Annotated in this window: 36 protein-coding genes and 1 tRNA gene; 21 read left to right on the forward strand and 16 right to left on the reverse strand. The window is 34.2% G+C overall.

Annotation, left to right across the window (positions count from 1 at the left end; translation table 11 throughout):
* Window positions 1-10: 10 nt before the first annotated feature.
* The 3 genes from ID741_RS10140 to ID741_RS10150 all read left to right on the forward strand — a co-directional run bounded on the left by ID741_RS10140 (window position 11) and on the right by ID741_RS10150 (window position 940).
* Window positions 11-625 (forward strand): hypothetical protein, encoded by a 615-nt coding sequence (locus tag ID741_RS10140; protein WP_218325129.1) that lies wholly within the window; start codon window positions 11-13, stop codon window positions 623-625.
* Window positions 626-661: 36 nt separating this feature from the next.
* On the forward strand, window positions 662-850 hold the full coding sequence (locus ID741_RS10145) for a hypothetical protein (RefSeq protein ID WP_438719878.1): 189 nt from the start codon (window positions 662-664) through the stop codon (window positions 848-850).
* Between the two features lie 6 nt (window positions 851-856).
* A tRNA-Leu gene (locus ID741_RS10150) sits at window positions 857-940 on the forward strand.
* A 105-nt stretch (window positions 941-1045) separates the two neighbouring features.
* Here the strand turns inward: ID741_RS10150 and ID741_RS10155 are convergent.
* Both ID741_RS10155 and ID741_RS10160 read right to left on the reverse strand, forming a co-directional pair.
* Window positions 1046-1360, reverse strand: a complete 315-nt coding sequence (locus ID741_RS10155) for a hypothetical protein (RefSeq protein WP_438719879.1) — start codon at window positions 1358-1360, stop codon at window positions 1046-1048.
* A gap of 142 nt (window positions 1361-1502) precedes the next feature.
* A complete protein-coding gene (locus ID741_RS10160) occupies window positions 1503-1853 on the reverse strand; it encodes a hypothetical protein (RefSeq protein ID WP_438719880.1) in 351 nt (116 codons plus the stop codon).
* 203 nt (window positions 1854-2056) lie between these two features.
* Between ID741_RS10160 and ID741_RS10165 the strand changes: the two genes are divergently transcribed.
* From ID741_RS10165 to ID741_RS10180, 4 genes are all read left to right on the forward strand, one after another.
* On the forward strand, window positions 2057-2866 hold the full coding sequence (locus tag ID741_RS10165) for a helix-turn-helix domain-containing protein (protein WP_438719881.1): 810 nt from the start codon (window positions 2057-2059) through the stop codon (window positions 2864-2866).
* Window positions 2867-2944: 78 nt separating this feature from the next.
* Window positions 2945-4093, forward strand: coding sequence for an N-acetylglucosamine-6-phosphate deacetylase (gene nagA, locus ID741_RS10170; protein ID WP_218325134.1), 1149 nt, complete (start codon window positions 2945-2947; stop codon window positions 4091-4093).
* A gap of 69 nt (window positions 4094-4162) precedes the next feature.
* Window positions 4163-4864: an ABC transporter ATP-binding protein gene (locus ID741_RS10175; protein WP_218325135.1), complete on the forward strand. Its 702-nt coding sequence runs from the start codon at window positions 4163-4165 to the stop codon at window positions 4862-4864.
* Window positions 4865-4874: 10 nt separating this feature from the next.
* Complete coding sequence (locus ID741_RS10180) at window positions 4875-8150, forward strand: FtsX-like permease family protein (RefSeq protein WP_438719882.1); 3276 nt, start codon at window positions 4875-4877, stop codon at window positions 8148-8150.
* Window positions 8151-8173: 23 nt separating this feature from the next.
* Here ID741_RS10180 and ID741_RS10185 read toward each other — a convergent pair whose 3' ends face one another.
* Window positions 8174-8770 carry an FUSC family protein gene (locus tag ID741_RS10185; protein WP_218325137.1) on the reverse strand — a complete coding sequence of 199 codons (597 nt, stop codon included), beginning with the start codon at window positions 8768-8770 and terminating at the stop codon, window positions 8174-8176.
* Between the two features lie 105 nt (window positions 8771-8875).
* Window positions 8876-9832: a Gfo/Idh/MocA family protein gene (locus ID741_RS10190; RefSeq protein WP_218325138.1), complete on the reverse strand. Its 957-nt coding sequence runs from the start codon at window positions 9830-9832 to the stop codon at window positions 8876-8878.
* Between the two features lie 115 nt (window positions 9833-9947).
* Here ID741_RS10190 and ID741_RS10195 point away from each other — a divergent pair, with 115 nt between their 5' ends.
* The 5 genes from ID741_RS10195 (at window position 9948) to ID741_RS10215 (ending at window position 13205) form a co-directional block, all read left to right on the forward strand.
* Window positions 9948-10475 carry a hypothetical protein gene (locus tag ID741_RS10195; RefSeq protein WP_218325139.1) on the forward strand — a complete coding sequence of 176 codons (528 nt, stop codon included), beginning with the start codon at window positions 9948-9950 and terminating at the stop codon, window positions 10473-10475.
* A 32-nt stretch (window positions 10476-10507) separates the two neighbouring features.
* The gene (locus ID741_RS10200) at window positions 10508-11281 is read left to right on the forward strand and encodes a M15 family metallopeptidase (protein WP_218325140.1); all 774 of its coding nucleotides are present in this window, start codon (window positions 10508-10510) and stop codon (window positions 11279-11281) included.
* A 9-nt stretch (window positions 11282-11290) separates the two neighbouring features.
* Complete coding sequence (locus ID741_RS10205) at window positions 11291-11902, forward strand: glycoside hydrolase family 73 protein (protein ID WP_218325141.1); 612 nt, start codon at window positions 11291-11293, stop codon at window positions 11900-11902.
* A 37-nt stretch (window positions 11903-11939) separates the two neighbouring features.
* Entirely contained in the window at window positions 11940-12620 is a 681-nt protein-coding gene (locus tag ID741_RS10210; RefSeq protein ID WP_218325142.1) for a hydrolase, read from the forward strand.
* A gap of 90 nt (window positions 12621-12710) precedes the next feature.
* Window positions 12711-13205, forward strand: a complete 495-nt coding sequence (locus ID741_RS10215; protein ID WP_218325143.1) for a pyridoxamine 5'-phosphate oxidase family protein — start codon at window positions 12711-12713, stop codon at window positions 13203-13205.
* Here the strand turns inward: ID741_RS10215 and ID741_RS10220 are convergent.
* The 3 genes from ID741_RS10220 to ID741_RS10230 are packed head-to-tail and all read right to left on the reverse strand — an operon-like array spanning window position 13198 to window position 15572.
* Window positions 13198-13869, reverse strand: a complete 672-nt coding sequence (locus ID741_RS10220) for a hypothetical protein (protein WP_218325144.1) — start codon at window positions 13867-13869, stop codon at window positions 13198-13200. The two genes, ID741_RS10215 and ID741_RS10220, sit on opposite strands and share 8 nt — an antisense overlap.
* Window positions 13856-14332 carry a nucleoside 2-deoxyribosyltransferase gene (locus tag ID741_RS10225; protein ID WP_246601422.1) on the reverse strand — a complete coding sequence of 159 codons (477 nt, stop codon included), beginning with the start codon at window positions 14330-14332 and terminating at the stop codon, window positions 13856-13858. The genes ID741_RS10220 and ID741_RS10225 overlap by 14 nt, the downstream gene beginning before the upstream one ends.
* 22 nt (window positions 14333-14354) lie before the next feature.
* Window positions 14355-15572 carry a GNAT family N-acetyltransferase gene (locus ID741_RS10230; RefSeq protein WP_218325146.1) on the reverse strand — a complete coding sequence of 406 codons (1218 nt, stop codon included), beginning with the start codon at window positions 15570-15572 and terminating at the stop codon, window positions 14355-14357.
* Window positions 15573-15722: 150 nt separating this feature from the next.
* Here ID741_RS10230 and lepA point away from each other — a divergent pair, with 150 nt between their 5' ends.
* On the forward strand, window positions 15723-17558 hold the full coding sequence (lepA, locus tag ID741_RS10235; RefSeq protein WP_438719884.1) for a translation elongation factor 4: 1836 nt from the start codon (window positions 15723-15725) through the stop codon (window positions 17556-17558).
* Window positions 17559-17656: 98 nt separating this feature from the next.
* Here lepA and ID741_RS10240 read toward each other — a convergent pair whose 3' ends face one another.
* From ID741_RS10240 to ID741_RS10280, 9 genes are all read right to left on the reverse strand, one after another.
* On the reverse strand, window positions 17657-18811 hold the full coding sequence (locus ID741_RS10240) for a tyrosine-type recombinase/integrase (protein ID WP_438719885.1): 1155 nt from the start codon (window positions 18809-18811) through the stop codon (window positions 17657-17659).
* A 321-nt stretch (window positions 18812-19132) separates the two neighbouring features.
* Window positions 19133-19555: a hypothetical protein gene (locus tag ID741_RS10245; protein ID WP_438719886.1), complete on the reverse strand. Its 423-nt coding sequence runs from the start codon at window positions 19553-19555 to the stop codon at window positions 19133-19135.
* Entirely contained in the window at window positions 19552-20010 is a 459-nt protein-coding gene (locus ID741_RS10250) for a hypothetical protein (protein WP_438719887.1), read from the reverse strand. The genes ID741_RS10245 and ID741_RS10250 overlap by 4 nt, the downstream gene beginning before the upstream one ends.
* Window positions 20011-20100: 90 nt before the next feature.
* Complete coding sequence (locus ID741_RS10255; protein WP_438719888.1) at window positions 20101-20307, reverse strand: hypothetical protein; 207 nt, start codon at window positions 20305-20307, stop codon at window positions 20101-20103.
* A gap of 101 nt (window positions 20308-20408) precedes the next feature.
* A complete protein-coding gene (locus ID741_RS10260; protein WP_438719889.1) occupies window positions 20409-20576 on the reverse strand; it encodes a hypothetical protein in 168 nt (55 codons plus the stop codon).
* Window positions 20577-20620: 44 nt separating this feature from the next.
* On the reverse strand, window positions 20621-21466 hold the full coding sequence (locus ID741_RS10265) for a DUF5067 domain-containing protein (RefSeq protein ID WP_438719890.1): 846 nt from the start codon (window positions 21464-21466) through the stop codon (window positions 20621-20623).
* The gene (locus tag ID741_RS10270) at window positions 21441-21569 is read right to left on the reverse strand and encodes a hypothetical protein (RefSeq protein ID WP_438719891.1); all 129 of its coding nucleotides are present in this window, start codon (window positions 21567-21569) and stop codon (window positions 21441-21443) included. Before ID741_RS10270 ends, ID741_RS10265 begins: the two co-directional genes overlap by 26 nt.
* 236 nt (window positions 21570-21805) lie before the next feature.
* Entirely contained in the window at window positions 21806-22009 is a 204-nt protein-coding gene (locus ID741_RS10275) for an ImmA/IrrE family metallo-endopeptidase (protein ID WP_438719892.1), read from the reverse strand.
* Window positions 22010-22021: 12 nt separating this feature from the next.
* Window positions 22022-22372 carry a helix-turn-helix domain-containing protein gene (locus ID741_RS10280; protein WP_438719893.1) on the reverse strand — a complete coding sequence of 117 codons (351 nt, stop codon included), beginning with the start codon at window positions 22370-22372 and terminating at the stop codon, window positions 22022-22024.
* 153 nt (window positions 22373-22525) lie between these two features.
* Between ID741_RS10280 and ID741_RS10285 the strand changes: the two genes are divergently transcribed.
* The 8 genes from ID741_RS10285 (at window position 22526) to ID741_RS10320 (ending at window position 26161) form a co-directional block, all read left to right on the forward strand.
* Window positions 22526-22756, forward strand: coding sequence for a helix-turn-helix transcriptional regulator (locus ID741_RS10285; protein ID WP_438719894.1), 231 nt, complete (start codon window positions 22526-22528; stop codon window positions 22754-22756).
* A complete protein-coding gene (locus tag ID741_RS10290; RefSeq protein ID WP_438720478.1) occupies window positions 22756-22923 on the forward strand; it encodes a hypothetical protein in 168 nt (55 codons plus the stop codon). Before ID741_RS10285 ends, ID741_RS10290 begins: the two co-directional genes overlap by 1 nt.
* 65 nt (window positions 22924-22988) lie before the next feature.
* Window positions 22989-23516 carry a helix-turn-helix domain-containing protein gene (locus ID741_RS10295; protein WP_438719895.1) on the forward strand — a complete coding sequence of 176 codons (528 nt, stop codon included), beginning with the start codon at window positions 22989-22991 and terminating at the stop codon, window positions 23514-23516.
* Window positions 23517-23774 (forward strand): hypothetical protein, encoded by a 258-nt coding sequence (locus tag ID741_RS10300; protein WP_438719896.1) that lies wholly within the window; start codon window positions 23517-23519, stop codon window positions 23772-23774.
* Complete coding sequence (locus ID741_RS10305; protein WP_438719898.1) at window positions 23774-23962, forward strand: hypothetical protein; 189 nt, start codon at window positions 23774-23776, stop codon at window positions 23960-23962. Before ID741_RS10300 ends, ID741_RS10305 begins: the two co-directional genes overlap by 1 nt.
* 35 nt (window positions 23963-23997) lie before the next feature.
* Complete coding sequence (locus ID741_RS10310) at window positions 23998-24951, forward strand: DUF1351 domain-containing protein (protein ID WP_438719899.1); 954 nt, start codon at window positions 23998-24000, stop codon at window positions 24949-24951.
* Complete coding sequence (locus tag ID741_RS10315) at window positions 24935-25600, forward strand: AAA family ATPase (protein ID WP_438719900.1); 666 nt, start codon at window positions 24935-24937, stop codon at window positions 25598-25600. The genes ID741_RS10310 and ID741_RS10315 overlap by 17 nt, the downstream gene beginning before the upstream one ends.
* A complete protein-coding gene (locus ID741_RS10320; protein WP_438719901.1) occupies window positions 25601-26161 on the forward strand; it encodes a DUF669 domain-containing protein in 561 nt (186 codons plus the stop codon).
* Window positions 26162-26196: the final 35 nt, after the last annotated feature.

Here is a 26196-nt window from a genome sequence, read left to right on the forward strand (position 1 = left end):
ATGAATGGCTATGAGTGATCAATCATTTGACGGAAAACGAGCACGTTTTCCTGCTTACGACGATGAATTAGGTGTAAAATTGCATAGTGAAAGCACAAAGGATAAATTTGAAGGTGGAATTAATTTAATTACTGATTTTCGTTTAGACGAGAAAACAGTATTTGAAAGAGAAATTAGCCGACCAACCAAAAGACGTCCCGTTCACACTGATGATAAACCAAAAAGAGAATTGGCAAAACATCGTCAAAATTTACCAGACTATGGTCCTATTGGAAGCGATCTGAAAAAACCTCGTTCACTTTTTGAAGAGGTACCAGAGAAGAATGACCATAAACTACGCTTCAAACCAGAGCAAAAAAATCTAGCGCAATTTGAGCCAACTTATGTTCCAGCTTCTTTGATTCCAGATGAGCCTGAAGATAAAATTTCTCAGAGAGAACTGTTAAATAGTATGTTAAAGGATCCAGAAAACTATATTTTATTAGCAGAAGATCGAGAAGTTCCTAACCAACCTTCGATCAAAAAGAATCAAATCCGAAAAGGTGGCCGCTTAGATCGTTCATTGCGAGGTATTTTACAAGAAGATAGTGATGCAGTTGAAAATACAAAATATTTTAAAGAATAAGAGCGGGAAATCGCCGCTCTTTTTTGAGGTGATAAGATGCAAAATCCATTTGAAGAAAAAATCAAACAACTGCGATCAGGTGAAATTGCCCAATTAGAAGTGAATCATGACGACTTTTTTATGTTTCGTGAAGCTTGGCAGCAACAAGAAGATCGGAAATTTTTCCGGGGCATTGCTGATTTGAATGGTAATATTATTTATGTCTATGATACAACTATAGTATAAAATAATGCGGTGGTGTTGGAATTGGTAGACAAGCAAGACTAAGGATCTTGTGGGCTTTGGCCCGTGTGAGTTCGAGTCTCATTCGCCGCACTAAAAAACACATTAGTAACATTGTTAAAGCAATGTTGCTAATGTGTTTTTTTATTCTTTTCATGGAAAATCTGCGGAAAGATTTTTAAAGTACTGCTTTAATATTTAAAAATCATCCCAGCCATCATTATCAATTCCCTTATGATCATTCAATTCACGCTCTCTTTTTTCAAGCGCGATTCTTTTTGCTCGTAATTCTAATTGTCTTTCACGTTCAGCAAGCTCAGCTTCTTCTGCGGCATGCTGTTTTCTTTGCCTCATCTTTGGAATATAGATAATTAGTCCAATGATGACTGCAATGATTAAAATAAATAACAAGTAAGGTGCAATCGTAATGAAGATTGAGCATAAAAATAGAAAGCCAATAACACTCCAACAACCACAACCAGATTCTTCGGTAACAACATATCTTTTCCCCATCATTAAACTCCTTATAAAAATTTATTATGATACCAACCTTTATAAGTTATTATACTATTACCAACAATTCACTTAAAGAAGAAAATAAACACATCGAGAACTAATTTATAATAAAAAAGCTAGTAGATGATCACTACTAGTTTTACCAAGTAAAGAAATCTTGTGTTGTAGTGGAATCTAAATACTCAATCAGTGCTTTTAACTCAAATAGTTTTCGCTGGCTACTTTCAATTGGAGTTAATTTTTGGTCTGAAAATTCTTCTAAGGAATACTGGATTACAAACGAGTCACGATCGGGAATAAAGACAACATAGCCAGGCATTAAGTAAGTTTTTTCTTGGTATTGAGCAAAAAAAGAATTACTTAAATCAAAATTTCCGTCTTGTACAAAGTGAAAATCCTCAGATAAAGGAACAGACCAACTCTTTAATGGTTGCCAAATAAACTCTTTTTCTCCAGTTAATTTCAAAATTTGATTGATTGTTAGGGTCATTTTTTCACTTTCCTTCTCGTTTATAGTGAATTTTATTTAATTGTTACAAAAATTCGAAATCTATCTGAAAAAGTATAGCACGAGTGCTGGGAGGGACAAAATAATTGAACCGATTACAATAAGTTAAATCAAAGGATTCTTGTCACTATCATTTCTTTAGGATAAAATAAAGAAAATGCGAATTTGCATATTTGGAGGAAATCATGGTAACGATTGGTGAAGCATTAAAGGAATTCCGTAAAGAGCGTGGTTTTACTCAAAAAGAGTTGTCACAGGATATCTGCTCGCAAAGCGTTTTAAGCCGCATCGAAAATGATGAAGAAATTCCTAATATTTTAGTTATTTCTCAATTAAGTCAACGTTTGGGTATCAGTGTGAATCAATTAATTGGTGACTTATTGCCTGAAGAATTACTGTTACGCAAATACTTTAATAAAATGTTTATGTATTTAAGGCAACAAGGCTATTTAGAAATCGAAGGTATTTTAGCTTTTTTAGAGGCTAGAAAGACGATTTATTTAGATAAGGATTTACAGTTACTATATTATTTTAAGGGTATTTGCAGTTATTATATTGATAATGATCCAAAAAAAGCGTTAGAAAAAATCAAGCAAGGTTTGTCAGTTTTTTTTACCCATAAATCACAAGGCTATTTTGATCAAAAAATATTGTTATTATGCTTTGCTGGTAAGATGCAACAAATTCTTGGAAACTTTAGTGAAGCGGAACGTTTATATAGCGAAAGTTTTCAATTATATAAAACAATGATGGCAGATTATTCAGAGCGACTTGAGTTAGTCAATATTTTTACTAATTATGGAAACTTTCTGTTTGATAAAGAAAATCTTGATAAAGCCGAAAAGGTAATTGATGCAGGCTTAACCTGGAGTAAAAATCAACACAGCTATTATCAGTTGTCTGAAATGTTGACCTTAAAAATAAAAATATTGGATACCCGTGGTTTAACTAAAGAGAGTGAATATTTTAAAAAGATTTTGGCAAATATGAATTAATTCCAAGAATGGTGTAGACCATTCTTGACTTTTTTTTTCGGCTGGAGTATTTTTATTGAAAAGAGAGGAAGTTTGAAGATGAAAACATATATTTATGCTGACAAATTCTTTTTAAATTCTGGAGTGAAACCAGCAGGTTATTTAGAAATTACTGATGGCTTTTTTGGTAACTTTAGTCAAGAATTACCAGAAAAAGATGCAAAAGTAATTGACCAATCAGGCAAATGGATTGCACCAGGTTTAGTAGATACCCATATTCATGGTTATTTAAATCATGATGTTATGGATAATGATGCGGACGGTTTAAAAATCATGTCGGAAGCATTACTTTCTTGTGGCGTAACAAGTTTCTTGCCAACGACGTTAACTTCAACTAAAGAACGTTTAAAAGATGTAGCAGAAACGATTGGTAAAGTTCACGAAGATGTGCCTGGAGCAAAAATTCAAGGAATTTACTTCGAAGGACCATTTTTTACGGAAGAACATAAAGGTGCACAAAATCCCAGCTATTTTGGGGATCCAGATTTGCAAACATTTAATGAATGGCAAGAGGCTTCAGGTGGATTAATTAAAAAAATTGCTTTGGCTCCTGAGCGTAAAGGTGTGAAAGAATTTGTTTCGGCTGTAACTGATGAAGGAGTAGTCGTTTCTTTAGGTCATTCCAATGCCACTTTAGAACAAGCACAAGAAGCCGTGGAAGCTGGAGCAAGTGTTTTTGTTCATGCATATAACGGTATGCGTGGTTTAGATCATCGTGAACCAGGAATGGTTGGTGCTTTAATGACTTTGGAGCATGTTTTTTCTGAATTGATTTGTGATGGTCACCACGTCCATCCGCAAGCAGCAGATTTATTGATGGAAAAAGTGGGTCATGACCATGTAGCTTTAATCACTGATTGTATGATGGCTGGCGGTATGCCAGATGGTAATTATAATTTAGGTGAGTTTCCTGTAGTGGTTAAAGATGGGACAGCGCGTTTAGACTCTGGCAATCTAGCTGGTAGCATTTTAAAATTAAAAGAAGCAATTAAAAATGTAGTCGAATGGAATATTGCGACGCCAGAAGAAGCAGTTATGATGGCTAGTTATGTACCTGCTGTTAGCTGTAAAATTGACGACCAATGCGGTATGATTAAAAAGGGACGTGCAGCTGATTTTATCGTTTTGGAACCTACGATGGATTTAGTTGCAACTTATTTAGATGGTGTAGAACGTTATCATGTATAGAAATTTTAAAACCTAGCCAATTTTGGTTAGGTTTTTTTTATGTTAAACTATCAAAAGGAGGGGAAAGTTATGGCTTATATAGATGTGATTGATGAAAGTAAACATTATAAAATGGGAGAAACGATTATTTCTGCCAATGATAAAATAAATTTTTCGATTGAACAAGGGGAAGTAGCAGTTATTCTTGGCCCAAGTGGTGCTGGGAAATCAACTGTCTTAAACATTTTAGGTGGTATGGATACTTGTGATGAGGGCCAAGTAATTATTGATGGTACAGATATCGCTACTTTTAATAATCAACAATTAACAACTTATCGACGTAATGATGTCGGTTTTGTTTTCCAATTTTATAATTTAGTTCCAAATTTGACGGCTAAAGAAAATGTTGAACTGGCTGCTCAGATTGTTCCTGACGCAATCGATGCGGCTGAAGTTTTGTCTTCAGTGGGATTGTCTGGTCGTTTGGATAATTTTCCTGCTCAACTATCTGGTGGAGAGCAACAACGGGTGACGATTGCTCGTGCCCTAGCTAAAAAACCTAAATTATTGCTATGTGATGAACCAACCGGGGCCTTAGATTATGAAACGGGAAAGCAAATTTTAAAAATTTTGCAAGATACTTCGAAGGAATTAGGAACGACAGTAGTCATAATTACCCATAATTCAGCGGTAGCACCGATGGCAGATCGGGTTATTCGGATTAATGATGCAAAAGTTCGTAGTGTTGAACTAAACGAAAATCCTCAATCAATTGAAGAAATTCAATGGTAGGAGGTTCAAAATGAAGAGTGCATTAGGGAAATCAAATTTACGAGAAATTTGGCAAACGAAAACAAGGTTTCTATCTATTTTAGGGATTATTTTTTTAGGGGTCGCTTTTTTTGTTGGTTTATCAGCCACTGGTCCAGACATGTTGGAAACAGCCAATCAATATTATAAAAAAAGTCAGTTAGCTGATGCTACTGTTTTATCTTCTACAGGACTAACCAAAACAGATGTAGCACTAACTAAAAAAAATAAAAATATTGCAGCAGTGGAAGGTCGCTATTTTCAAGATTTTTCGGTTGAAAAGGAAAATCAAGTGTTGCGACTGTATAGTTATCAAAAGCAAGATAAAATCAATCAACTGACCTTACTTGAAGGAAAACTTCCTATTAAAGATAATCAAATAGTTTTAGATGAAGTGGCTAAAAATCGTCATGGGTACAGAATTGGTGATCAGGTAACTATTAATCAAACCAATCAACAAATGACTCGAAATAAGTTTAAAGTTGTCGGTTTTGTAAAAAGTGCCCAATATATTGAAAATATTTCTCGTGGCAATACCAATGTTGGTAAAGGTTCTGTAGATTACTTTGGCTATACTAAAGAAAAAAATTTTAATCAGTCAGTCTATACTGAATTACTAGTTCGTTTTAAAAATTTAGAAAACGTTTCTGCCTATTCAAAGACGTATGATGATCGTTTAGAAAAAAATCTTAAGAAATTAAAGAAAGATTTTAAAGTAGAATCAGACAAAAGAATCACTGCGGTTAAAGAAGCACGACAAAATCAATTAGACAAAATGAAAGAACAAATTGCCTCACCAAATGATCAAGGCCAAATGGATCAAGCTCAAGCTAGTTTGTCTGCTGGACAATCAGAATACCAGCAAAAAACGGCGGAAGGTACCGCTCAAATTACTGAAAGAGAAACTTTACTAGCACAAATCCAAGCACAAATAACCGCAAAAGAACAAGAATTACAAACTGTCGAAACTTTAAATCAACAAAAAGATGAGGCCCGCCAAACGGTTTCTACTGTTAATGATCAGCTGAATCAAGTTACCCAACAATTATCGGAATTAAATCGAGAAAAATTGTTGCTTACTGAATCAAATAGTATCATTAATCAGGCACTACAAGGAGATAATAGCCATCTGAATCAATTAAATCAATTAGCAGAGGCTTTATCTAACAATCAGAAAGAAGCTATCATAAACACTTTAAAAGAGCCATCACAAGGGAACCTACAAAGCTTATTGAATAGCCAAAATGAACGCCTGTCTGAAATTAATCAGCAAACTGTTCAATTGAATCCACAGCAAAGTGCTTTAAGTGATCAGTTGAGTCAAGCGCAAGCAATCATTGATCAAAAAGGCATGTCGACCTTGCAACAAGAACAAACTAGAAAAGAAATTGAGCAATTAAAAGAATCTTTAGTGACTGGGACGCAACAATTAGAAAAAGGTAAGGCCGATTTAGCCGAAAGTCAACAAACGGCTGAAGCAGAATTAAATGATGCACAAAAATCTTTTTCTGGTTCTCAGCAGACAATGGCAGAAATAACTGCCCAAATCATTGAGGAAGAAACTGCTATTACTAATTTAGATACTATTGATTATGTTTATCAAGATCGAAATGATAATCCTGGTTATAGTGAATACCAAGATAATGCCAACCGTATCTCATCATTAGCGACCGTGTTTCCGATTATTTTCTTTTTAATTGCTGCTCTAGTAAGTCTGACGACAATGACTCGAATGGTCGAGGAAAAAAGAAGTGAATTGGGTACATTAAAAGCGTTAGGTTTTCGTAACCGCGAGATTGCGCAAAAATATATTTTATATGCTAGTCTAGCTAGTGGAATTGGAACAGTTCTAGGTTTGGCAGTTGGTTTTTATTTCTTACCAACAATTATTTTTAATGCCTATGGACAACTTTATAATTTAACCAATATGGTAACGCCATGGTATCTAAGTTACGGATTAATTGCTTTAATTGTAGCGCTGTTATGTTCGGTAGGATCAACGCTTTTTGTTTTACGTTACGATCTAAAAAGTACCCCTGCCAGTTTGATGCAACCAAAAGCACCAAAAAGCGGGAAAAGAATTTTATTAGAACGAATCACGCCGATTTGGTCACGACTGTCATTTATTCAAAAAGTCACGTTGAGAAATTTATTCAGATATAAACAGCGCATGCTGATGACGGTTATTGGAATTGCCGGATGTATGTCAATGGTAGTGACCGGCTTTGGCTTACGGGATTCGATTGGTGATATTGTCAACATCCAATTTGATAAACTATGGCATTATCAGGCAATGGTTACTTTTGATGATGATATTTCGGATAACCAATTGACTGATTATCTGAAAGAATTGGAATCCGATAAAAATTATGAAAACCACTTATTGTTAGATAGTGAGACTTATACGGTTAGTAAATCGGGTGTAAACACGCAAGATGTAAATTTACGAGTACCAAAAGAAGTAAAAAGAGTGGATGACTTTATTGAATTTAATGATCGAACCACTGACACTCAGTATCAATTAAACAATCAAGGAGCAATTATCAATGAGAAATTAGCAAAACTTTTTGATCTCAAAGTGGGTAATAAACTTACAGTAAAAAATACGGATGGAAAAGAATTTAAGGTGAAAATTGCTAATATCACTGAAAATTATGTCGGACATTTTATTTATCTAACACCAACATATTATCAGAAAATTTTTGATGAAAAACCGAAATATAATACCGATTTGGTTAATTTCAAAAAGGATGTCAGTCATAAAAAAGAAGATAGCTTTGGTCAGAAATTAATGGGTAAAAACGGTGTGGTAAATGTTACTTTCACTTCTCGTTCTCAAAATGCTTTGCGAGATACTGTGAATAGTTTGAATATTATCATGTGGGTATTGATTGTCTCTGCTGGATTATTGGCTTTCATTGTTTTATATAATTTAACCAATATTAATATTTCCGAACGAATACGAGAATTATCGACGATTAAAGTTTTGGGATTTTATGATATGGAAGTAGTTGCTTATGTTTATCGGGAAAATATTTTGTTAACGCTGATGGGAATTCTTTTTGGCTTACTGTTAGGAAAAATTGAACATCATTATATTTTACAGACAGTCGAAGTAGATATAACGATGTTTTCACCTATCATTCAACCGTTAAGCTATCTGTATGCCAGCGGGATCACTTTATTATTTGCGATAATAGTCGGTGTAATCATGTATTTCAAACTTAAAAAAATTGATATGATAGAAGCCTTAAAAGCCAGCGATTAAAAAAAAAGACAGAACCAAAAAATTTATTTTTTAGGTTCTGTCTCTTTTATTTTTTTTTGGACTTCTGTTAGCATTTTAGTTAAATCAGCTTCTTTTTGTTTGAGGACTTGTAAATCTTCTTCAATTTCTTTTTCTTTTTCATCGCGATTAGGCGAGATAGTGACATTTAAAGCCAATGCAATCAATGTACCAATGAAAGTATCTAATACGCGGTTCAACGCATAGAGGGCTGATTCTCCTTCTGGAATACTTAAAGCAATTAACAGCATTGTGGCAATTGCAGAAATGATACCAGTATTATTATTTAAGCCATCAGAAATAACAATTACTAAGATGACTAAAAGAGGTAACAGAAAGATATCAAAATAAATATTTTCTCGAAAGAAAGACTGAATGTAATAATAGACGAGGGCTAATAAGCCACCTAAAGAATTACCTAAGACTCTGGAACGTCCGAAAGAAACACTTGTATTTAAATCTTGCCTCAATGAAAAAACAGCGGCTAAAGCAGCAATCAAGGGGGTACCACGATTAGTAAATTCAAATAAAGCGATACAAATCATTACAGCTAGTGCTGTTTTGATTGTGCGCATCCCTAAACGAAAACGACCGATTTGCATAATACTCCCTCCTATAATTATAGTTTAACCAATTTACTAGAAAAAAGCGAAAACGTAAGGGGCGTAAGATAAGCAAAGAAGGACCTCACGTTTTAGCTTAAGAGACTAATTATTTTCCCAATGTTGGCGCATTTGATCCAATAAGTCGATAACATCTTTAGTATAGAAAAGTGATTGATTTGTTTTTTTGTTAACTATCATGTCAGTCATATTCTTGATTTCATAATTCATGGCTTGATTGCTATCACCAACTTCGATAAATTCGTGGGTACCATCATTGAAAAATATTTCGGCTTTGTTTGCGCGGGGATAATCATCTACAGTAATATAACCATTTTCAAAGGCGACAATCCCTTTTTTGGGCATCTTAGCTTGAAAAGTTAAAGTAACAGCCGCTAATTCATTTTTATTATTTTGTAAAATCGTCACAGATTGTTCATCAACACCTGTTTCAAAAGGAACCATTGTTGAAGCAATCACTTGTGGTTGGGCAGTCATAAACCAACGTGCAAAGGAAACAGCATAGGTGCCAATATCTAATAAGGCGCCACCAGCTAAATCAGGGTTAAAGAAACGATTTTTTGGATCAGGTTCTTTGTAGCTGCCAAAAGGTGCCTGAATCATTTTTAATTTTCCTAACTTATTTGTATCTATCAAGCGATGTAATTCGTGATATAATGGCATATTGAAGATGGTCATTGCCTCAGCTAGAATTAAATGATTTTTTTCAGCTAAGACCATCGCTTCTTTTAGTTCAGCACTATCCATCGTAATAGCTTTTTCAGCTAATACATGTTTACCGGCGTTTAAAGCCTTTAAAATGTGTTCATGATGTTGACGATTTGGTACTGCAACATAGATAATGGAAATATCAGGATCGGCTAATAATTCATCATAGCTGCCATATGCTTTTGACAAATTATATTTTTTTGCAAAGGCCTCAGCTTTATCTAAGCTTCTTGAAGCACAGGCTGTTAGTTGACTATCTTCTTGATGGAAAGATTCAGCAAAATCGTTAGCAATACCGCCTAATCCGATAATGCCCCATTGTATTTTTGACATAAAAACAACTCCTTTTTTTAAGTATAGCAATAATTCTTAAATTATTTCAATCAATTAAGTAAAGGACTAGGCAATTTTGAAAATTTCAGTAAAATAGATGTGGAGGAAAGAAAAAATGAATCAAGTATATTTAGATTTAGTGTTGAATGCAATTATTGAACAATACCGTAGCGAAAAAGTTTTTTATGAGGAAATACTGGGTGCGGATGAAGCGAGTTGGTTAGCTTTTAAGCAAGGTGAGTATACTTTTTCAGCTGAAACCAATCAAAAAATTAAAAATTTATTTAGTGATTATGAATGGATGCTGAGCCAAAAAGTAATTCGTCAAGCCATTTTATTTCCTGAAAAACGCCATACAGCCGTAGCTGAATATCGTGAAATGAAGACGATTGTAGCAAGGAAATGGATTGCTAGTGGTGTGGCAGAAGTCTCTCTTATTCCTCATAAAAATGGGGAAAAACAAACAGCACGAGATTTTATCGATTTGAGAGTATCGATTGATTATCAAACTTGGGGATATAATGATATTTTAAGTTTCCGTTTGCCTGCGCATATGCAAAGTCAAATTGAGACTGCACAAAAACAAACAGCCTTATTAGATTGGGTCAATGAAAACTTGACTGAAGCTTATACGTCATCTTAATAAGGTAGACAACCATGAGAGGATTTTTTTAGTTGAAACAATTATTAGGTATTTTATCAGTTATTGTCATGTTCGGCATGGCGGGCTACTCAATTTTTTTCAGTACCAGCCCAGCTATTTCTGAAAACCAAACCGAAAGCACACAATCCAGTACGCAAAATTCTGAAGCAAAAAAAACAGCGGTTCAAAAGGAATTCCCTGATTTAAAAGCCAGTGATTGGAATATGGTCTTAGTGGGTCCTTCTAATAAAATTGCTAGCGAGGTGGCTGAAGATCAGTTAACAACGTTATCTGATAATTCTCATCAATTAGATAGTAGAGTAGCTGATGCTTATGAACAATTTTCTAATGCTGCAACAGAAGCTGGTTATCCGTTGGTAGTTGTTTCTGCCTTCCGGTCAGTTGCAACACAAGAACAAGTTTTTAATGCTAATGTTCAGACGCTCGAGGCACAAGGGTATAGTGCAGAAGATGCAAATACTGAAACTAAAAAAACAATTACTGAGCCTGGATTCAGTGAACATCACACAGGGTTAGCTATTGATGTTGTTGATCAAAGTTGGTACAACAATTACAGTACAACAGTTTTAGATTCTGCTTATGGTGAACAACCAGGCGCCCAATGGATTGCTGAAAATGCACCCAAGTATGGATTTATTATTCGCTACCCTGAAGGAGAAGAAGCTGTAACTGGTATTACTTATGAACCATGGCATCTTCGATATGTTGGAGTAAATGAAGCCGAATATATTAGTGAGCGTAATATGACCTTTGAAGCCTTTCTAAATCAATTGAACGGAAATTAAGGAGAAATTATGCCAAGAAAAAAACTAAAAAAACGCAAACTAACTATCTCAACGCCTCTAATTGTTTTGGGGGCGTTGATGATTGGTCTAGCCGGCGTTTTTTCTTTCTATATTTTACCAAGCCTGAATAGATATGAGAGTCAAACCAATATTGAGAATATGAGTCATGATGAATTTATTCAGACTTTGGAACCCCACGCAAAGCAATTACAACAAAGTTATGGTATTCTACCAAGTATTATTTTGGGACAGGCAATTTTAGAGTCAAACTGGGGGCAGTCAACTTTAGCCAGTCAATATTATAATTTATTTGGCATAAAATCATCTGGTAACCAATCAAGTATCCATTTGGAAACACAAGAATATGTCAACGACCAATGGATTACCATCCAAGGGAATTTTCGTGTATATCAATCTTGGGAAGAATCAATGGATGATCATACCTTATTATTTGTGAATGGAACAGATTGGAACAGTGATTTATATAAAAATGTGTTAAGTGCTACTAATTATCAAGAAGCGGCGACAGCGCTACAAACTGCGGGTTACGCTACTGATCCCGATTACGCCCAAAAAGTAATTAATGTTATTGAGACCTATCAGTTGAACCAGTACGACTAAACATATTAGAATGAATTTAGAGAAGTACTGGGAAGGAATGATGAAAATGGACGCACCAGAAATTATGACAGATTTAAAACAAGATATTGTTCGGGTACCAAAAGTTATCAAAGAAGCATCTGGAATTATTTTCTTTGGGAAGAGAATACGTTCAATTATTTTTACGACTGATATTGCCATAATCAGAAATACAGACGCGGAGGCGGTCATCGCTGTGTATCCTTTTACACCACATCCAGCAATCACCAAAAGTATTATTGAGGCTGCAGATATCCCAGTTTTTTCTGGCATTGGTGGGGGCTTAACTCATGGGCAAAGATCAGCGTATATGGCTTTGTTTGCGGAAGCGCAAGGTAGTCTTGGAGTAGTTGTAAACGGACCGACGCCAGTTGAAACAATTGCTGAGGTCAACAACGTTATTGATATTCCAATCATCAGTACGGTTACTTCAATTCATTCAAAAATTGACGAAAAACTAGCAGCAGGTGTAAAAGTTATCAATATTTCTGCGGCTAAAGATACGGTTGAAACAGTTAAATATTTCCGAGAGAATTATCCTGATTTGCCAATTATTGCCACTGGTGGCCCCGATGAAGAAACGATTCAAAAAACAATTGAAGCTGGGGCGAATGCCATAACATATACGCCACCTTCAAATGGAGAATTGTTTAGTTCGAAAATGAAAAAATATCGGAAGCAAGAAGAATCAGAAAAATAAAGGTGAAGACCATTTCAAATGAATGAAGTGGTCTTTTTTATATTCAATTTCATTTTATCATCTAGTATAATAAAAAAAAGAGGTGTGTTTATGAAAAAGAAAAAAAGACAAGTAACAGATTTAGAGACGATCAAAGAATTTGTCGCTGAAACCCAAGTTGCAAGATTAGCTTTTTTCGATGAAGAATATCCTTATATTGTGCCAGTAAATTTTGCTGAAAAATGGCAGGAAGATCAGCTTATTTTGTATATTCATGGAGCTAAAGATGGGAAAAAAATTGATTTAATTAAGAAAAATCCAAAGGTAGCTATTGAAATGGATGGGAAGCATGAATTGATTGCAACTGGTAGAAATGCAGCTGGTTATTCTTATGCTTATCAAAGTTTAATTGGTTTTGGTGAGGTGGAAATTATCGAAGAGTTAGCTGAAAAACGTCAAGCGCTGGAAGATTTGATGGCTCACGCAGCTCCGATGGCTGAATATGATGAAATTCCAGAAAAAATGATCAAAATTACCGGTATTTTAAAAATAACTTTAAATAGCTATACAATGAAACAAAATCCACCAAAAAAGACGTCTAATTAGACGTCTTTTTTCTGATTGATAGGCGATAACCCTCAAAATATTCTGGTTTATTTCGGCTAGCAAACCAAGCGTAAATCCCCATAATCAAAGCACCAATTGTGTTGGTTAATAAATCTCCCATCGTATCCATCAAAGCAGCCCGACCAACTAAAAGCGTTCCTCCAGAAGTCGCATAGCGTTGCAAATTCATATTTGCGACAGTGTCACAGAGAAATTCCCAAAACTCCCAAAAAACACCACAAGTTCCGGCAAAAGCAAAACCAAACAATAAAAATAGCCATGGAGAAGTTTTGTTAATGCTAGCATTTTTCATCAAGATACCGATTAATCCGTACCCTAAGGCAGTCAACACCATGGGGCTAACGGCATGTAAAATTTTATCCCAAAAAGAAATGATTGAAATCATGTGGAGAGAAGTTCCTAGAAAGACTGATATTATTAAGAAAAACCAGTAGAAATAAACAATTTTATCTGGAATAACAATTTTCAATAATTTATTAGCGATTTCCGGTAGAAAAATTAAGACAATTCCGGCAAGACATTCAATCAAAAAGATAATTCCTTGTTTTGTTGAGTATTTACTAATAAAAAATTCATAGAGATTATAAATAAAGCAGAGTGTTCCAAAGGCTACTAATCCTAATTGCATTTTACGATAAGTCATTAATTTCACCAGTTTCTAAAAATTTTTGAATTCCATGAAGAAAGTCTTCTTCGTTATTGGTTATTTGACCATTTAATTTCACTAAACCAGCGGTAAAAAGATTCAAATAATGAAATTGATTTTCGGCTGTTTCTTGTAAAGCAGCTAATTTTTTCTGGTTATCCGCACCTTGTTGGCGCGTATCAGAATACAATCCAATTACTGGAATTTCTTTCGCAAAAGCAATACCAATCTCTGATGCTACACCGGGATCAATTACTAAACCGTCCAAAATAGCAATTAATAAATCACTTTTCAACACTTCATCGGCATCTGCTTGAGCAATCATCTTGCTATCAGCATAAGCGGATTTTTCATTAATATCGCCATTTTCTTGAGGAAGATAAACTGTCACTTGGTGATTTAATTGACGAATTTTTTTCACCAAATAAGCATTGTACCGCAAATCGCTATTGGCAAACATTGGTGCTGCAAAATAAATATGTTTAGAAATAGTCACTAAAATACGCCTCCATATCAGGTAATGTTGTTTCTAAGAGTGAGATGGCTTTTTTATCAGCTTCTAAGCGCTCGATTCGTGCCAAATAAGAAGCTCTGCGATAATTCATCATCATGCAAGTTAAAGTCTGAATATCTAGTTTAACTTTTTGACCTTTTGGCTGATCTGTTACAGTCAATCGTTCGTTTTCGTCCCAGCTTAAAGCAAAAATACCATTGTTCCATTCCGCTGCTGGATCACTGACTTCAAAATAAAAATCAGCGACTGGTTTGAAAAACGGATAAGCCATTAAAAATTCTTTCACATCGACAATGCGAGCCATAAAGTAAGGTGCAATGGTTTCGGTTATTTCGCTATCGTCTAATAAAAATGATAATGGTTCGTTTTTAAAAATATCTCCTTGCACCCAGTAAATCATTGAAAAATGCGCACTGATAAAATTCCACAAACCATTTCTTGCTGCTTGATTTAAATAATACATCTCTTTAATATGAAATACTTCTTCTTCAATCCAATAAAACATCACACCCATTGGCTGCTGCTTTTGATCATAATAAATCGCAGCTGTTCGTTCTTCTTGATTTTCAAAGCGCCAGTATTCATCCCAGTTTAACGGTTTACGGATCATTGCGCCATGATTTTGCAATGCGAATTCATTATAAACTTTATAAACATCTGGATCATCGACATCTTTTCGTTCAACAATTCCTGGTACATCAACCGTTTTAGGTAATTGCGTATCACGAATTTTAAAGGAAAGTTTATCAGACATAATTTCCCAACCTTTACGACGATAGTAAGGGATGTTATAAGGATATAAATAAGAAATCCATTGTTTGTCTTTTCGCATTTCTTTAAGAGCTAGTGAAATTAGGTCTTTCATTAAACCATGATTGGCATATTCAGGATAAGTACCCACGCCAGTGACACCACCCATTTCGAAAACTTTGCCGTGAATATTTACTTGGCAAGGATAGATAGCAATCTGTGAGATTAATTGATCACCATTAAACCAACCAAAAACTTTTGATTGCTCTAATACTGGTTTTTTTGCTCGAACCATTTCTCTTTTATTTTCGTAACCGCTGCTTTCAATATCACTTTCGGTGACTTGAAAAACATAACTCAATAATTCGTCATATTGGGCTAAGTGTTCTTGTCCAACTTTTTTCAAAACTAATTCTCGATTAAAATCATTGTCCATTCTTTCATCTCCAATTGTTTATTACAGAACTAGTATAGCAAAACCAGCATTATTTTTCTCTTTTTAAAGCAGTTCGGGGAAAAGACTTTTTTTTATCGGTATTGGTTGGTATAATTGAAATTGCTGACTAAAGGAAATGAGGAACTATTTATGAATATAGAAGAAATGAAAGCACGGCAAGAGAAGATACGTAATTTCTCAATCATTGCCCATATTGACCATGGGAAATCTACCTTGGCCGATCGAATTTTAGAGCAAACCAATACAGTGAGCTCTCGTGAAATGCAAGATCAATTATTAGATTCAATGGATCTTGAAAGAGAACGTGGCATTACGATTAAATTGAATGCTGTTGAATTGCACTATACTGCAAATGATGGAGAAGATTATATATTCCATTTAATTGATACACCGGGACATGTCGATTTTACATATGAAGTATCGCGCTCACTAGCTGCTTGTGAAGGTGCGGTGTTAGTAGTAGATGCGGCTCAAGGAATTGAGGCCCAAACTTTAGCAAATGTTTATTTGGCGCTTGATAATGATTTGGAAATCGTTCCAGTAATTAATAAGATTGATTTACCTGCTGCTGATCCTGAACGTGTTCGTAAAGAAATTGAAGATGTCATTGGTATTGATGCCGAAGATGCAGTGTTAGCCAGTGCAAAAACAGGAATTGGAATCGATGAAATTTTAGAACAAATCGTATCCATCGTTCCTGCTCCAGACGGAGACTTAAATGCACCGTTGAAGGCTTTAATCTTTGATTCAGTTTATGATTCTTATCGTGGTGTTGTTTTAAATGTCCGCATCAACGACGGTATCGTTAGACCAGGCGATCGTATTCAATTAATGAGTAACGGTAAAACTTTTGAAGTCACAGAAGTCGGGGTCTTTTCACCAAAAGCGGTTCAACGAGATTATTTAATGGTAGGGGATGTAGGTTATATTACAGCGGCAATTAAATCCGTTCAAGATACGCGGGTAGGGGACACTGTAACTTTAGCAGAAAATCCTGCTGAAGAAGCTTTACCTGGGTACCGTAAGATGAACCCAATGGTTTATTGTGGACTATATCCAATCGATACTTCTCGTTATAATGATTTACGAGAAGCTTTAGAAAAATTGCAACTAAATGATGCAGCTTTACAATTTGAACCAGAAACGTCCCAAGCATTAGGATTTGGATTCCGTTGCGGATTTTTAGGCTTACTTCATATGGATGTTGTGCAAGAACGTTTAGAACGAGAATTTAATTTAGAATTGATTACGACAGCACCATCAGTAATTTATCATGTTAATCAAACTGATGGTACACAAATTGTCGTGGATAATCCAGCAGAATTTCCAGACCCATCAAAAATTCAAAATGTTGAAGAACCTTTTGTGAAAGCCAATATCATGGTACCAAATGATTATGTTGGTGCAGTGATGGACCTCTCTCAAAGAAAACGGGGAGAATTCGTTACGATGGATTATCTAGATGATTATCGCGTAAACGTGGTTTACAACATTCCTTTATCAGAAATTGTTTTTGATTTCTTTGATAAACTAAAATCCAGCACAAAAGGTTACGCGTCACTAGATTACGAAATGTCTGGTTATCGCGAAAGCCGCTTAGTAAAAATGGATATCTTATTAAATGCTGAAAAAGTCGATGCCCTGAGCTTTATTGTCCATCGAGAATTTGCTCAAGAACGTGGAAAAGCTATCGTTGATAAACTAAAAGCATTGATCCCTCGTCAACAATTTGAAGTACCCATCCAAGCAGCAATTGGGACAAAAATTGTTGCCCGTACAGATATCAAAGCTTTACGTAAAAACGTATTAGCAAAATGTTACGGCGGGGATGTCTCTCGTAAGCGTAAATTATTAGAGAAACAAAAAGAAGGTAAAAAACGAATGAAACAAATTGGTTCAGTGGAAGTCCCTCAGGAAGCGTTCATGGCTGTCTTGAAAATGGATGAGGATCAACCTAAGAAGTAGCAAGTTTTTTTTGAAAATAAACGCTAAAATGAAACGATTTACAATAATCTTCCTACCATTTGCCAACATTGAGTTGGAAAGGTAGGAAGATTCTTTATTTATTGCTGCGATCTTCTAAGTCGTTCGGCAAATAAATCAACTGTTTCAGTTTTCATTTTTTTGGTGACATGGACGTATTTATCCATTGTTGTTGCAATTCGAGAATGACCTAAACGTTCTTGAACTGCACGAGGTTTGGCACCATCTTCTAATAGCATGGTTGCGTGAGTGTGTCTAAGTGAATGAAAATTGAAGTTAAATCCTAAATCTCGTTTAACAGTGGATGAAAAGTATTTAATTGAGTTTGGAGTGACAGGTTCACCATTTTCTTTTGTGCACACAAAATTTGAATCAAAATAATATCTACCATATCGAATCTTCGATTCCATTTGATGCTTTTTAGCTTTTTTCAATTCGTCAATTAAAATATCATCTATACTGATTGTTCTGTAGCTACCTTGTGTTTTTGGAGTTCCCAACTCGAATTCTCCTTTATCAAGATTTAGCATATTTCTTTCTACTGATAAAGTTTTCTCAGTAAATGAAATATCCTGCCACATAAGACCTGATACTTCACCACGCCTTAAACCAGTATGAAACGCAATGACAAGTGGCAGATGAAAAGGTGAGGACTCAGGAAAATTATCGAGAAGTTGAAAGTATTGGTCCATTGTAATTATCTTCATATCTTCTCGTGTTTGTTTTGTCTTTTTATCGTATTTGGGCATTTCGATGTAAGCAGTCGGATTGTTTTTTATTAATTGGAAAGGGTAGACCGCTTTTTTAAAAGCTCCTTTTAATACAGTGATAACTATTTCAACTGAGTGCTTTGCTAGAGGTCTGTCGAAGCCATTAGGTAGTTTGTCAACAAACTCCTGCAGTTTAGCTGGTCCAATACTTTTTAATTTGTATTTACCAATCTCAGGTTTGATGTATTTGTTAATGACATTTCGATAGTTATTCTGTGTGTTTAATTTTAAATTTTTTACGACATAGTTTTTATGCCAATAATCAAAATAATCAGCGACACTAATATTTGAAAAATCAATTTGATCGCCATTTTCATAACTTATAATTGCTTTTCTTAATGCTTCTTGTGCGTCTGCTTTTGTATATCCTCCAAACCTTTCTATACGTTGACGTTTTCCGTCAATTTTGGCACCTTCAAAAGAATAGTACCAACTGCCGCCTCTTTTTCTGACTGAACCTTCCATTATTAATTCCTACTTTCTTTCTATGTATAGATAATCATTTAAAATATACAAACTCACGTTCGTTTTTATTGCTAAAAGAAAAGCCCGAAGGCTCTAAATATGATATAATTGGATGAGACTATAATAATCCAATTAGAGGTGGTTTTTATGGACAAAAAAACAGAATTTTTTGTCAATACTCTTTCACATGATGAACTTATGGCACTTGATGCATGTTTATCTATTTTTTTTAACAAAGAACTTTCAAAGAGGGAAGCTTATGTGGATTCGTTACAAAACTTCCCAAATACTAAAGAGGAACTGTTACAAAAATTAGATATTCTATTTACTCTTCGAAGGAGTGACTTTCTTAACAATATCTCCAACTTTAACGGGATCAGGTGTTAATCCCCCAGTGATATCTTCACTTGTCACATCAAGTTTTTCATGAACTGAAACAATTTTTGATCCAGAACCACCTATTGTAGCCATTAGACCTGTTTCTCTTTTTTCATCATAGGTTCTTGTGCGACATATTGAAAAGTGATCGTAAATTGTATGAGCGTAAATAAATCCTTTTTTAAGTGTGTAGCTTCCTATAGGAGTTTGCGTGTCAGGATCAAGAACTTCAAATTCTCCATCTTGAAGAATCTCGAATTTCTCGTTTACTTGTACGCCTTCTTCTTTACCTCCGGTTATAATAAAAGTATAATCATTTACTATTTTAGCAATTTTGAAAACATTCTCTGTATTATTCAATTTCATTTGCGGGTCTCCTCCTTGGTATCATTAGTGATTTTACCTTCAAACTCATATACTTTTTCAGCCTTTTTAATTGTCTGGTCATCTGAATTCATCAATATTGTCTTAAAGACAAAATTTAACTTATCAAAATCTTGAAGAATTCTTTCGTTTTCTTCAAGCAGATTTTTATTTTCTTTTCTGTATTCATCTAGTGATTCATTAAGACCATTAATATTGGCTTTAGACAATTTATTTTTTTCGGATAATTCTCTAATTTTTGAGTCTTTGACTTTAAATGAAAAATATACCCATAAACAGAAAAAAATAAAAAGAAGAATTAAACCAATAGAAAAGAAGATTAAAGTTATGATGAGATATTTAAATTCATAATTCTCTATATATAATATGAAACAGGTATATAGAGAAAAAGCGAAAAGAGATAATGCTGCTGTTCTCAACCAATGAATGTGTTTCACATAAAAAAACTCCTTTCAATAATTTTTATTCCCCAAACCGGAATCGAAGCGGCGGCGCCAGGTGGGGTAGGAAAGCCAGAAGGCTTTTTTTTAAGAGAATACGCCACTAATAAAGAGTAGACCAAAACCTATCAACATAAAAATGACTCCCCAAAATAATTGTGAAAACATGCTTTTATCACCGAAATATAAACGTAAAAGAACAAACTTTTTTCCAAAGATAAAAGTAATTAAACCTACGATAAAAATAATTATTCCAGCAATAATTAACGGGTTGTTTGTATAGCTGTTGTTCATGACGTAACCACCTAAATTTGTTTTTTTTATTTTTATCAATTTTTAATTCCCAGGCCGGAATTGAACCGGGGACACCAGATGGGGAGCGTAAAACTTAAATATTATTCTTTAGACAATTTTTCTTTTTCTTTTAGAACCTTCTCAATGTCTTTTTTTGCTTGAAAATAACTTTCTGCAACTTGAGTTGCAGATTTATGATCTAAATTAGCTTGCTGTAAAAAAACAAGTGCTACATCATGAGCATTTTTTTCAATTTCTTTATCTAGCATTTGTATCACCACCTTAGTTTAATATTCTCTATCCAAACTCTAATTTACTCTTCAGGTAGTTTACTAACTGCTTCGAGTAAATCTGAGTTTTTATTTTGAATATAAATTAAGACCTTCATAGATTTACTTGAAGTATCATCGTTATCTAGGGTATCTAATTGCTCTGTAACTTCATTAAAAGTAGCGATAGTAGTACTTTCATCCTGTAAAAACTGTAATTTAGCATCTTCAGTAAACGAAGAAGGGTCTTTCGCAAATGCATTTGCTCGTTTTGTTAATTCATCATACTGTTGACTAAGTTCAGAAATCTTAGAATCTAGGTCAGCATTTCCAGTCTCTGGAGGTGTTTGGTTATCAAAAATCGATTTCTTTTTTGACGATTTTTTCTTATTAGACGATTTTTTTCTATTTTTATTTGATTTTTTTTCTTTCTTTGTTGATGAAGCTGTTATCTTTTTCTCTGATGATGACGAACTAGATATCGAGTTAGTTTCGTTAATAGCAGAACCATTATTTATATCAATTGTTTCAGTTCCAATTTCTTCATACTCACCATTCACGAATTCAAAAATCAAGGGACTATTTTCATCAACCAATTGTAAAGCCAGTGCAGCTTCAACTGTTTTACCAGGTTTTAAATCTTTATGGGACATTTTTATTTGATTTTTGTATGGGGATTTTTCTTCGTCAATATATGCACTAGGTAAATCTTCTGTTGTATCTCCAGTATCTTGTTGGATAGTACATCCCTCAACTAGAGAAGAAAAAATATTTTCTTTCTCTTTAGACTTATTAGTTAATTTTACAATAATGTAAACTATGGGTTCGTTTTTATAATTTTTACTTTTTTCGACTTTTGTAATTTCATATTTTTTTTTCGGGAGTTTCATAAACTCTATCTTTATATGAGTAACTATCACTTGCATTAGCGATGCTAGAAAACCCTATGAATCCTGTAAATAATACCATCAACAAAGCAACAATTTTTTTCATTTCTAAATCCTTCTTTCTATATAAAATATTTTAACTACCCATAAGATTGTTTATACGCATATTCGTAAGCGACTTGTTTAATTAATCCTTCATATTCAATACCTAGATCGTTTTGCTCGATAAATATCATAAAATTAAATTGATGTATATCAATATCAGCCAATGAAATATAAATTTTTACAAGTTCAGTAATCATGAAACATTCGGCTTCGTATTCCATTTTGGAGTGAAAAAGACTATTTTTTATAAAGTTCTTTTAAATCCTCATGTAGCGCGCCGTGACCAACCTCATGTAGAATTACTTTTATTTTTTCAAGATCACTCATTGTATCGCAGACGAAAATGGTTTTTTCTTCAGGAAGATAAAAGCCTGATGATTCCATATCTAGATATATTAATTTAATTCCGTATTTTTCGAGAAGTGCCTTCACATCATTCATATTGCGCCTCTCTTATTTGCCGTATTTCCCTTTAAGATATGCACGAATAACTTCTCGGTCATGGTCACTCATAGGTTCCCCGTCGAAACTCATAGCATTATCTAACATCTTATCTAGATCAGTAGCCGTATATTCTTTTTTATTGTCTTCGTTAATTATTTGTTTTTTATCTGTTTTTCCTAATAGATAATCTACTGTAACTCCGAATAATTCGGATAGTTTTATTAAAACCTCACTATTTGGTTCGGCACGTCCTACTTCCCAACTACCAATTGTTTGCTGAGAAACATTAATTTTAGTGGCTAAATCATTTTGTGTCCAACCCATTTCTTTTCGTAGACTCTTAATTCGATTATTTAACAATTCAAACCCTCCTAATAAATAAAAGTATATACTACAATTTGTAGTATAAAAAGAACTAATGTTTGTTTACAAAAAAAAGTAGTAAAAATATTGACTTACTATGTTTCGTAGTATATTATTACTACATAAGGTAGTAAAAGAGAGGTGATAATGATGAATAATAAGCTAAGCGAAGTACGCATGAACCAGGAGGTTTCTCAAAAACAATTAGCTACACTTCTGAATGTTTCTCAAAAAACTATTAGTTCATGGGAAATCGGGCGTACGAATCCCAAGCCAGCACAAATGCAACATTTAGAAGATATCTTTGATATTCCCAAAGAAGAAATTTTTTTTACAGCTTTTAACTACAAAAATGAGTTGAATGACAAGGAGGTGGTCTGATGAATCAAGAAATGACTCGAGAAACAAAGATCAACATTATTATCGACGCACGACCAAACATGAAGCACATTATCCTATGTGTTAATGATGAACAACTTGACCGTATGGTTGAAGAAGTTCAAAAGGAACTGAATCGAGAATTGATAGAAGCAATGTATTCATTCTAAATTACATTTTATGGCACTTAGACTGCTATAAATAGCATTAAAAAAATACAAAAGGAGTGATGAAAATGGTTGTTTCTACGAGCGAGAAACAAATAGCGACTTTATTTCGAGATGAAGTTGACAACCAGCACTTGAATCAAAAAGACATGGCAAAAGACATCAATGTTTCTCCACAATTATTAAGTCATATGTTAAATGGAAGGCGAGCGATGGGACTTGATCGAGTGATTAGTATTGCTGATTACTTAGGGAAATCTGAGATTGACTTTGATGTTGCAGCCGAATTAGTGCATACGCCTAAACCGCTAAATCGTAAAAGACGAGATAGTCATCCGTTATCAAAGATGGTTGGTCAAGATAAAGAAGAGATGGAACGAATCGAAAAAGAAAAAAAATATGAAATTTGGGATTTACTTTCTATTCCATATGACGAAGTTTCAAAAGATGAAAGAAATGATATTTTCGATTGGCTTTTGGAGTTGAAAGATGAAATCTCAGCCGAAATTGCTGTATTTTCTTCTGTTTGTGATCGTTACTGTTTTGATGGTAGGGAAGTAATTAGGGTTGCTGAAACGAGAGAGAGGGATGATTAAATGTTAGTTTTTACATTACCTGAAATTGCTAAAGAGTTCAGAACATCTAAAGAAAATGTTTATATTTTGGAACAACTAGGATTAATAAAAACGACAAAATATAGTTCTCGAAAATTAGTGAGTAAGTACGAGGTAAAACGATTTTTAATTGAGAATGCAGGCAAAGATTTTAGTACCTTAATATCTGAAGAAAAGAAAAGAAAAAAAATAAAAGATATGAGTGATAACGTAGTTAATTTTAAACAGGAGGGCAAATAATGAAAAAAATATATTTGTTACGATGGTCCGGACTTTTGTTAGCTGCATTCATGGGCGGAGCTTGGTTAAGTGGTAATATGCCTGTTTGGCTTAAAATCACTGGTTCAATCATTGCGGTTGGAATATGGCTTATTTACACAGAGGTATCATACGACACAAAAAAAAGACTCACTAGCCGGCAAGCATAAGTAAGTCAAAACAATCTAATTAAGGAGATTATATCATGGAAACTACAGAACCATCAACTGAATTACAAGTAGGTGTTAGTTATACACCTAGCGAAATTATTATTGAAAATGAAGAGAAGCTAGCAGATAGCGTTTTTAAATTAGTAACCACATACGGAAATTTAATATTTACCGATGCAAATGTGCCTGAAGCAAAAACAGCAAAGGCATCACTAAATAAAGTTCGCAAGATTCTTGAAGATCAAAGAAAAGACGTAAAGAAAAAATACAATGAACCTTTAAAAGTATTTGAGGATCGTATCAAGGCATATGTATCACAAATTGATCAAGTCAAAAATGATATTGATCAAGGCATACAAGATTTTGAAGAACGAGAAAAGCAGACTAGAGAAGTAGTTTTATTAGAAACAATCAATGAGATGTTACCAAATTACAACGTGACTACTGATGAACTTGAGATTGATCCTTCTTGGTTGAACAAGACAAATTATACAAAAATGGGAGAAGTAAATAGTAAAACAGTAAAAGCTATTGCTGATAAGCTTGGTTTTATTGCTTTAGAAAAATCTCGTATTGAAGGGGACAAAAAAACTGTTCAAACCTTTGCCGAATTAAATGGGCTAGAGCCGTATGCATGGGAAAACCTTATAGTTCAAGGTGACAGTGTAAATGATGTCTTAGAACGGATGAAGCAGGCTGTGGAACAAAAGAAGCGTGATGAAGTAGAAAAAGAGCGTCAAATAGCAGCAGATAAAGAATATCGCGATGCAATGGAACAGCTTGAAAAAGATCGTCAGAAAGCTGTAGGCGAAAAGGTTATCGATTCTGATACGGGCGAAGTAGTTAACGAATTTGTAAAAGATAAAATTTTAAAATTCACTCTTGAAATCAGCGGAACTAAATCAAAATTACATGAACTTAATCAGTATATGACAGAACAAGGTATTGAATTTAAAAAGGTGGAGATTCAAAATGAAATTTTATCCTAATGGAACAATACCTGAACAAGCAAATATGTATTTCATCTATGGTGACGGCGGGACAGGTAAAACATCCCTAACGAAGCAGTTTACAGGAAATAAGATGCTGTTCAGTTTTGATTTATCAACGAATGTCATTCGAGGAGAAAAGGATACATCAGTAGTACAACTAGAAACTAACGATGCACCAAGTATCCAATCTCTAGTTGAAAAATGGGTATTCGGTGCTCTTATTAAACCGGATTATGACATTATTATCTTGGATAATATGACAGCATTACAAAATCTAGTATTAGAAAATATTGATGGGGCATCTAAAGACGGCCGTCAAAACTATCAGAAATTACAACTTTGGTTTAGACAACTAGGCATAAGGCTAAGAGAAAGCAACAAAACAATCTATGCTACTGCACACCAGGTAGATAATGGTGCTAGTGGGTTGGATGGTAAAGGTAGATATGCTGCTGACATGAACGAGAAGACATTCAATGCCTTTACGTCCATGTTTGATGTAGTTGGAAGAATTTATATTGATGGCGGTAAACGTCTAATTGATCTAGACCCAGAAAACGGGAATCATGCTAAAAATCGTTTAGATGATAGAAAACTTATCAAAGCTAATGAATTAGTAAATTATAAAAAGGAAGAGGTAATTTAAATGGCTTTATTTGTAACAGATTCGCAAAACACTTTAGGTAAATCAATTGAGGAAGCGGGTAGTTATAACGTAAAAATTCTACCTGATTCAGAACATAAACTAACCAAAGAAACAAAAAATGATATGGCTGTTTTAAATTATGAAGTCGAAGATGGAAAATATATTGGTGGGAAAGTTTTATATGACAATTTGGTTTGGGACCATAGTGCTACTGAACTTTCAGTTAAACGTTTTAACACTGTTTTAGCCGCAATCGGTGTGCCTGATGGTACGCCAATTGAAAGTATTAACCAACTGGTTACTGCGATGAAGGGTAAACGTCTAAACATTATCGTCGATTGGAAATTTAGTGATTATAGTGGAAAGTGGCACTTAGAAGTAAAAGGTTATCAAAAAACTGATCCTGAAGGAAGTAAACCAAATGGTGTTAAAAAACCAAACGGTCAACCAGGAACACAACAGTCTTTCCCTGGAATAGATCCTATGTCTGATAATAGAAGTTTTGGTAATGGTGACTTTTCGGGGAAAATAGATATCAGTGACGATGACTTACCGTTTTAATTTGAGGGAGGAAACTCCCTTTTTATGAGGAGGTG

The organism is Enterococcus sp. AZ103 (genome assembly GCF_051714685.1).
In the GTDB taxonomy this organism is placed as follows: Bacteria; Bacillota; Bacilli; order Lactobacillales; family Enterococcaceae; genus Enterococcus_A; species Enterococcus_A alishanensis.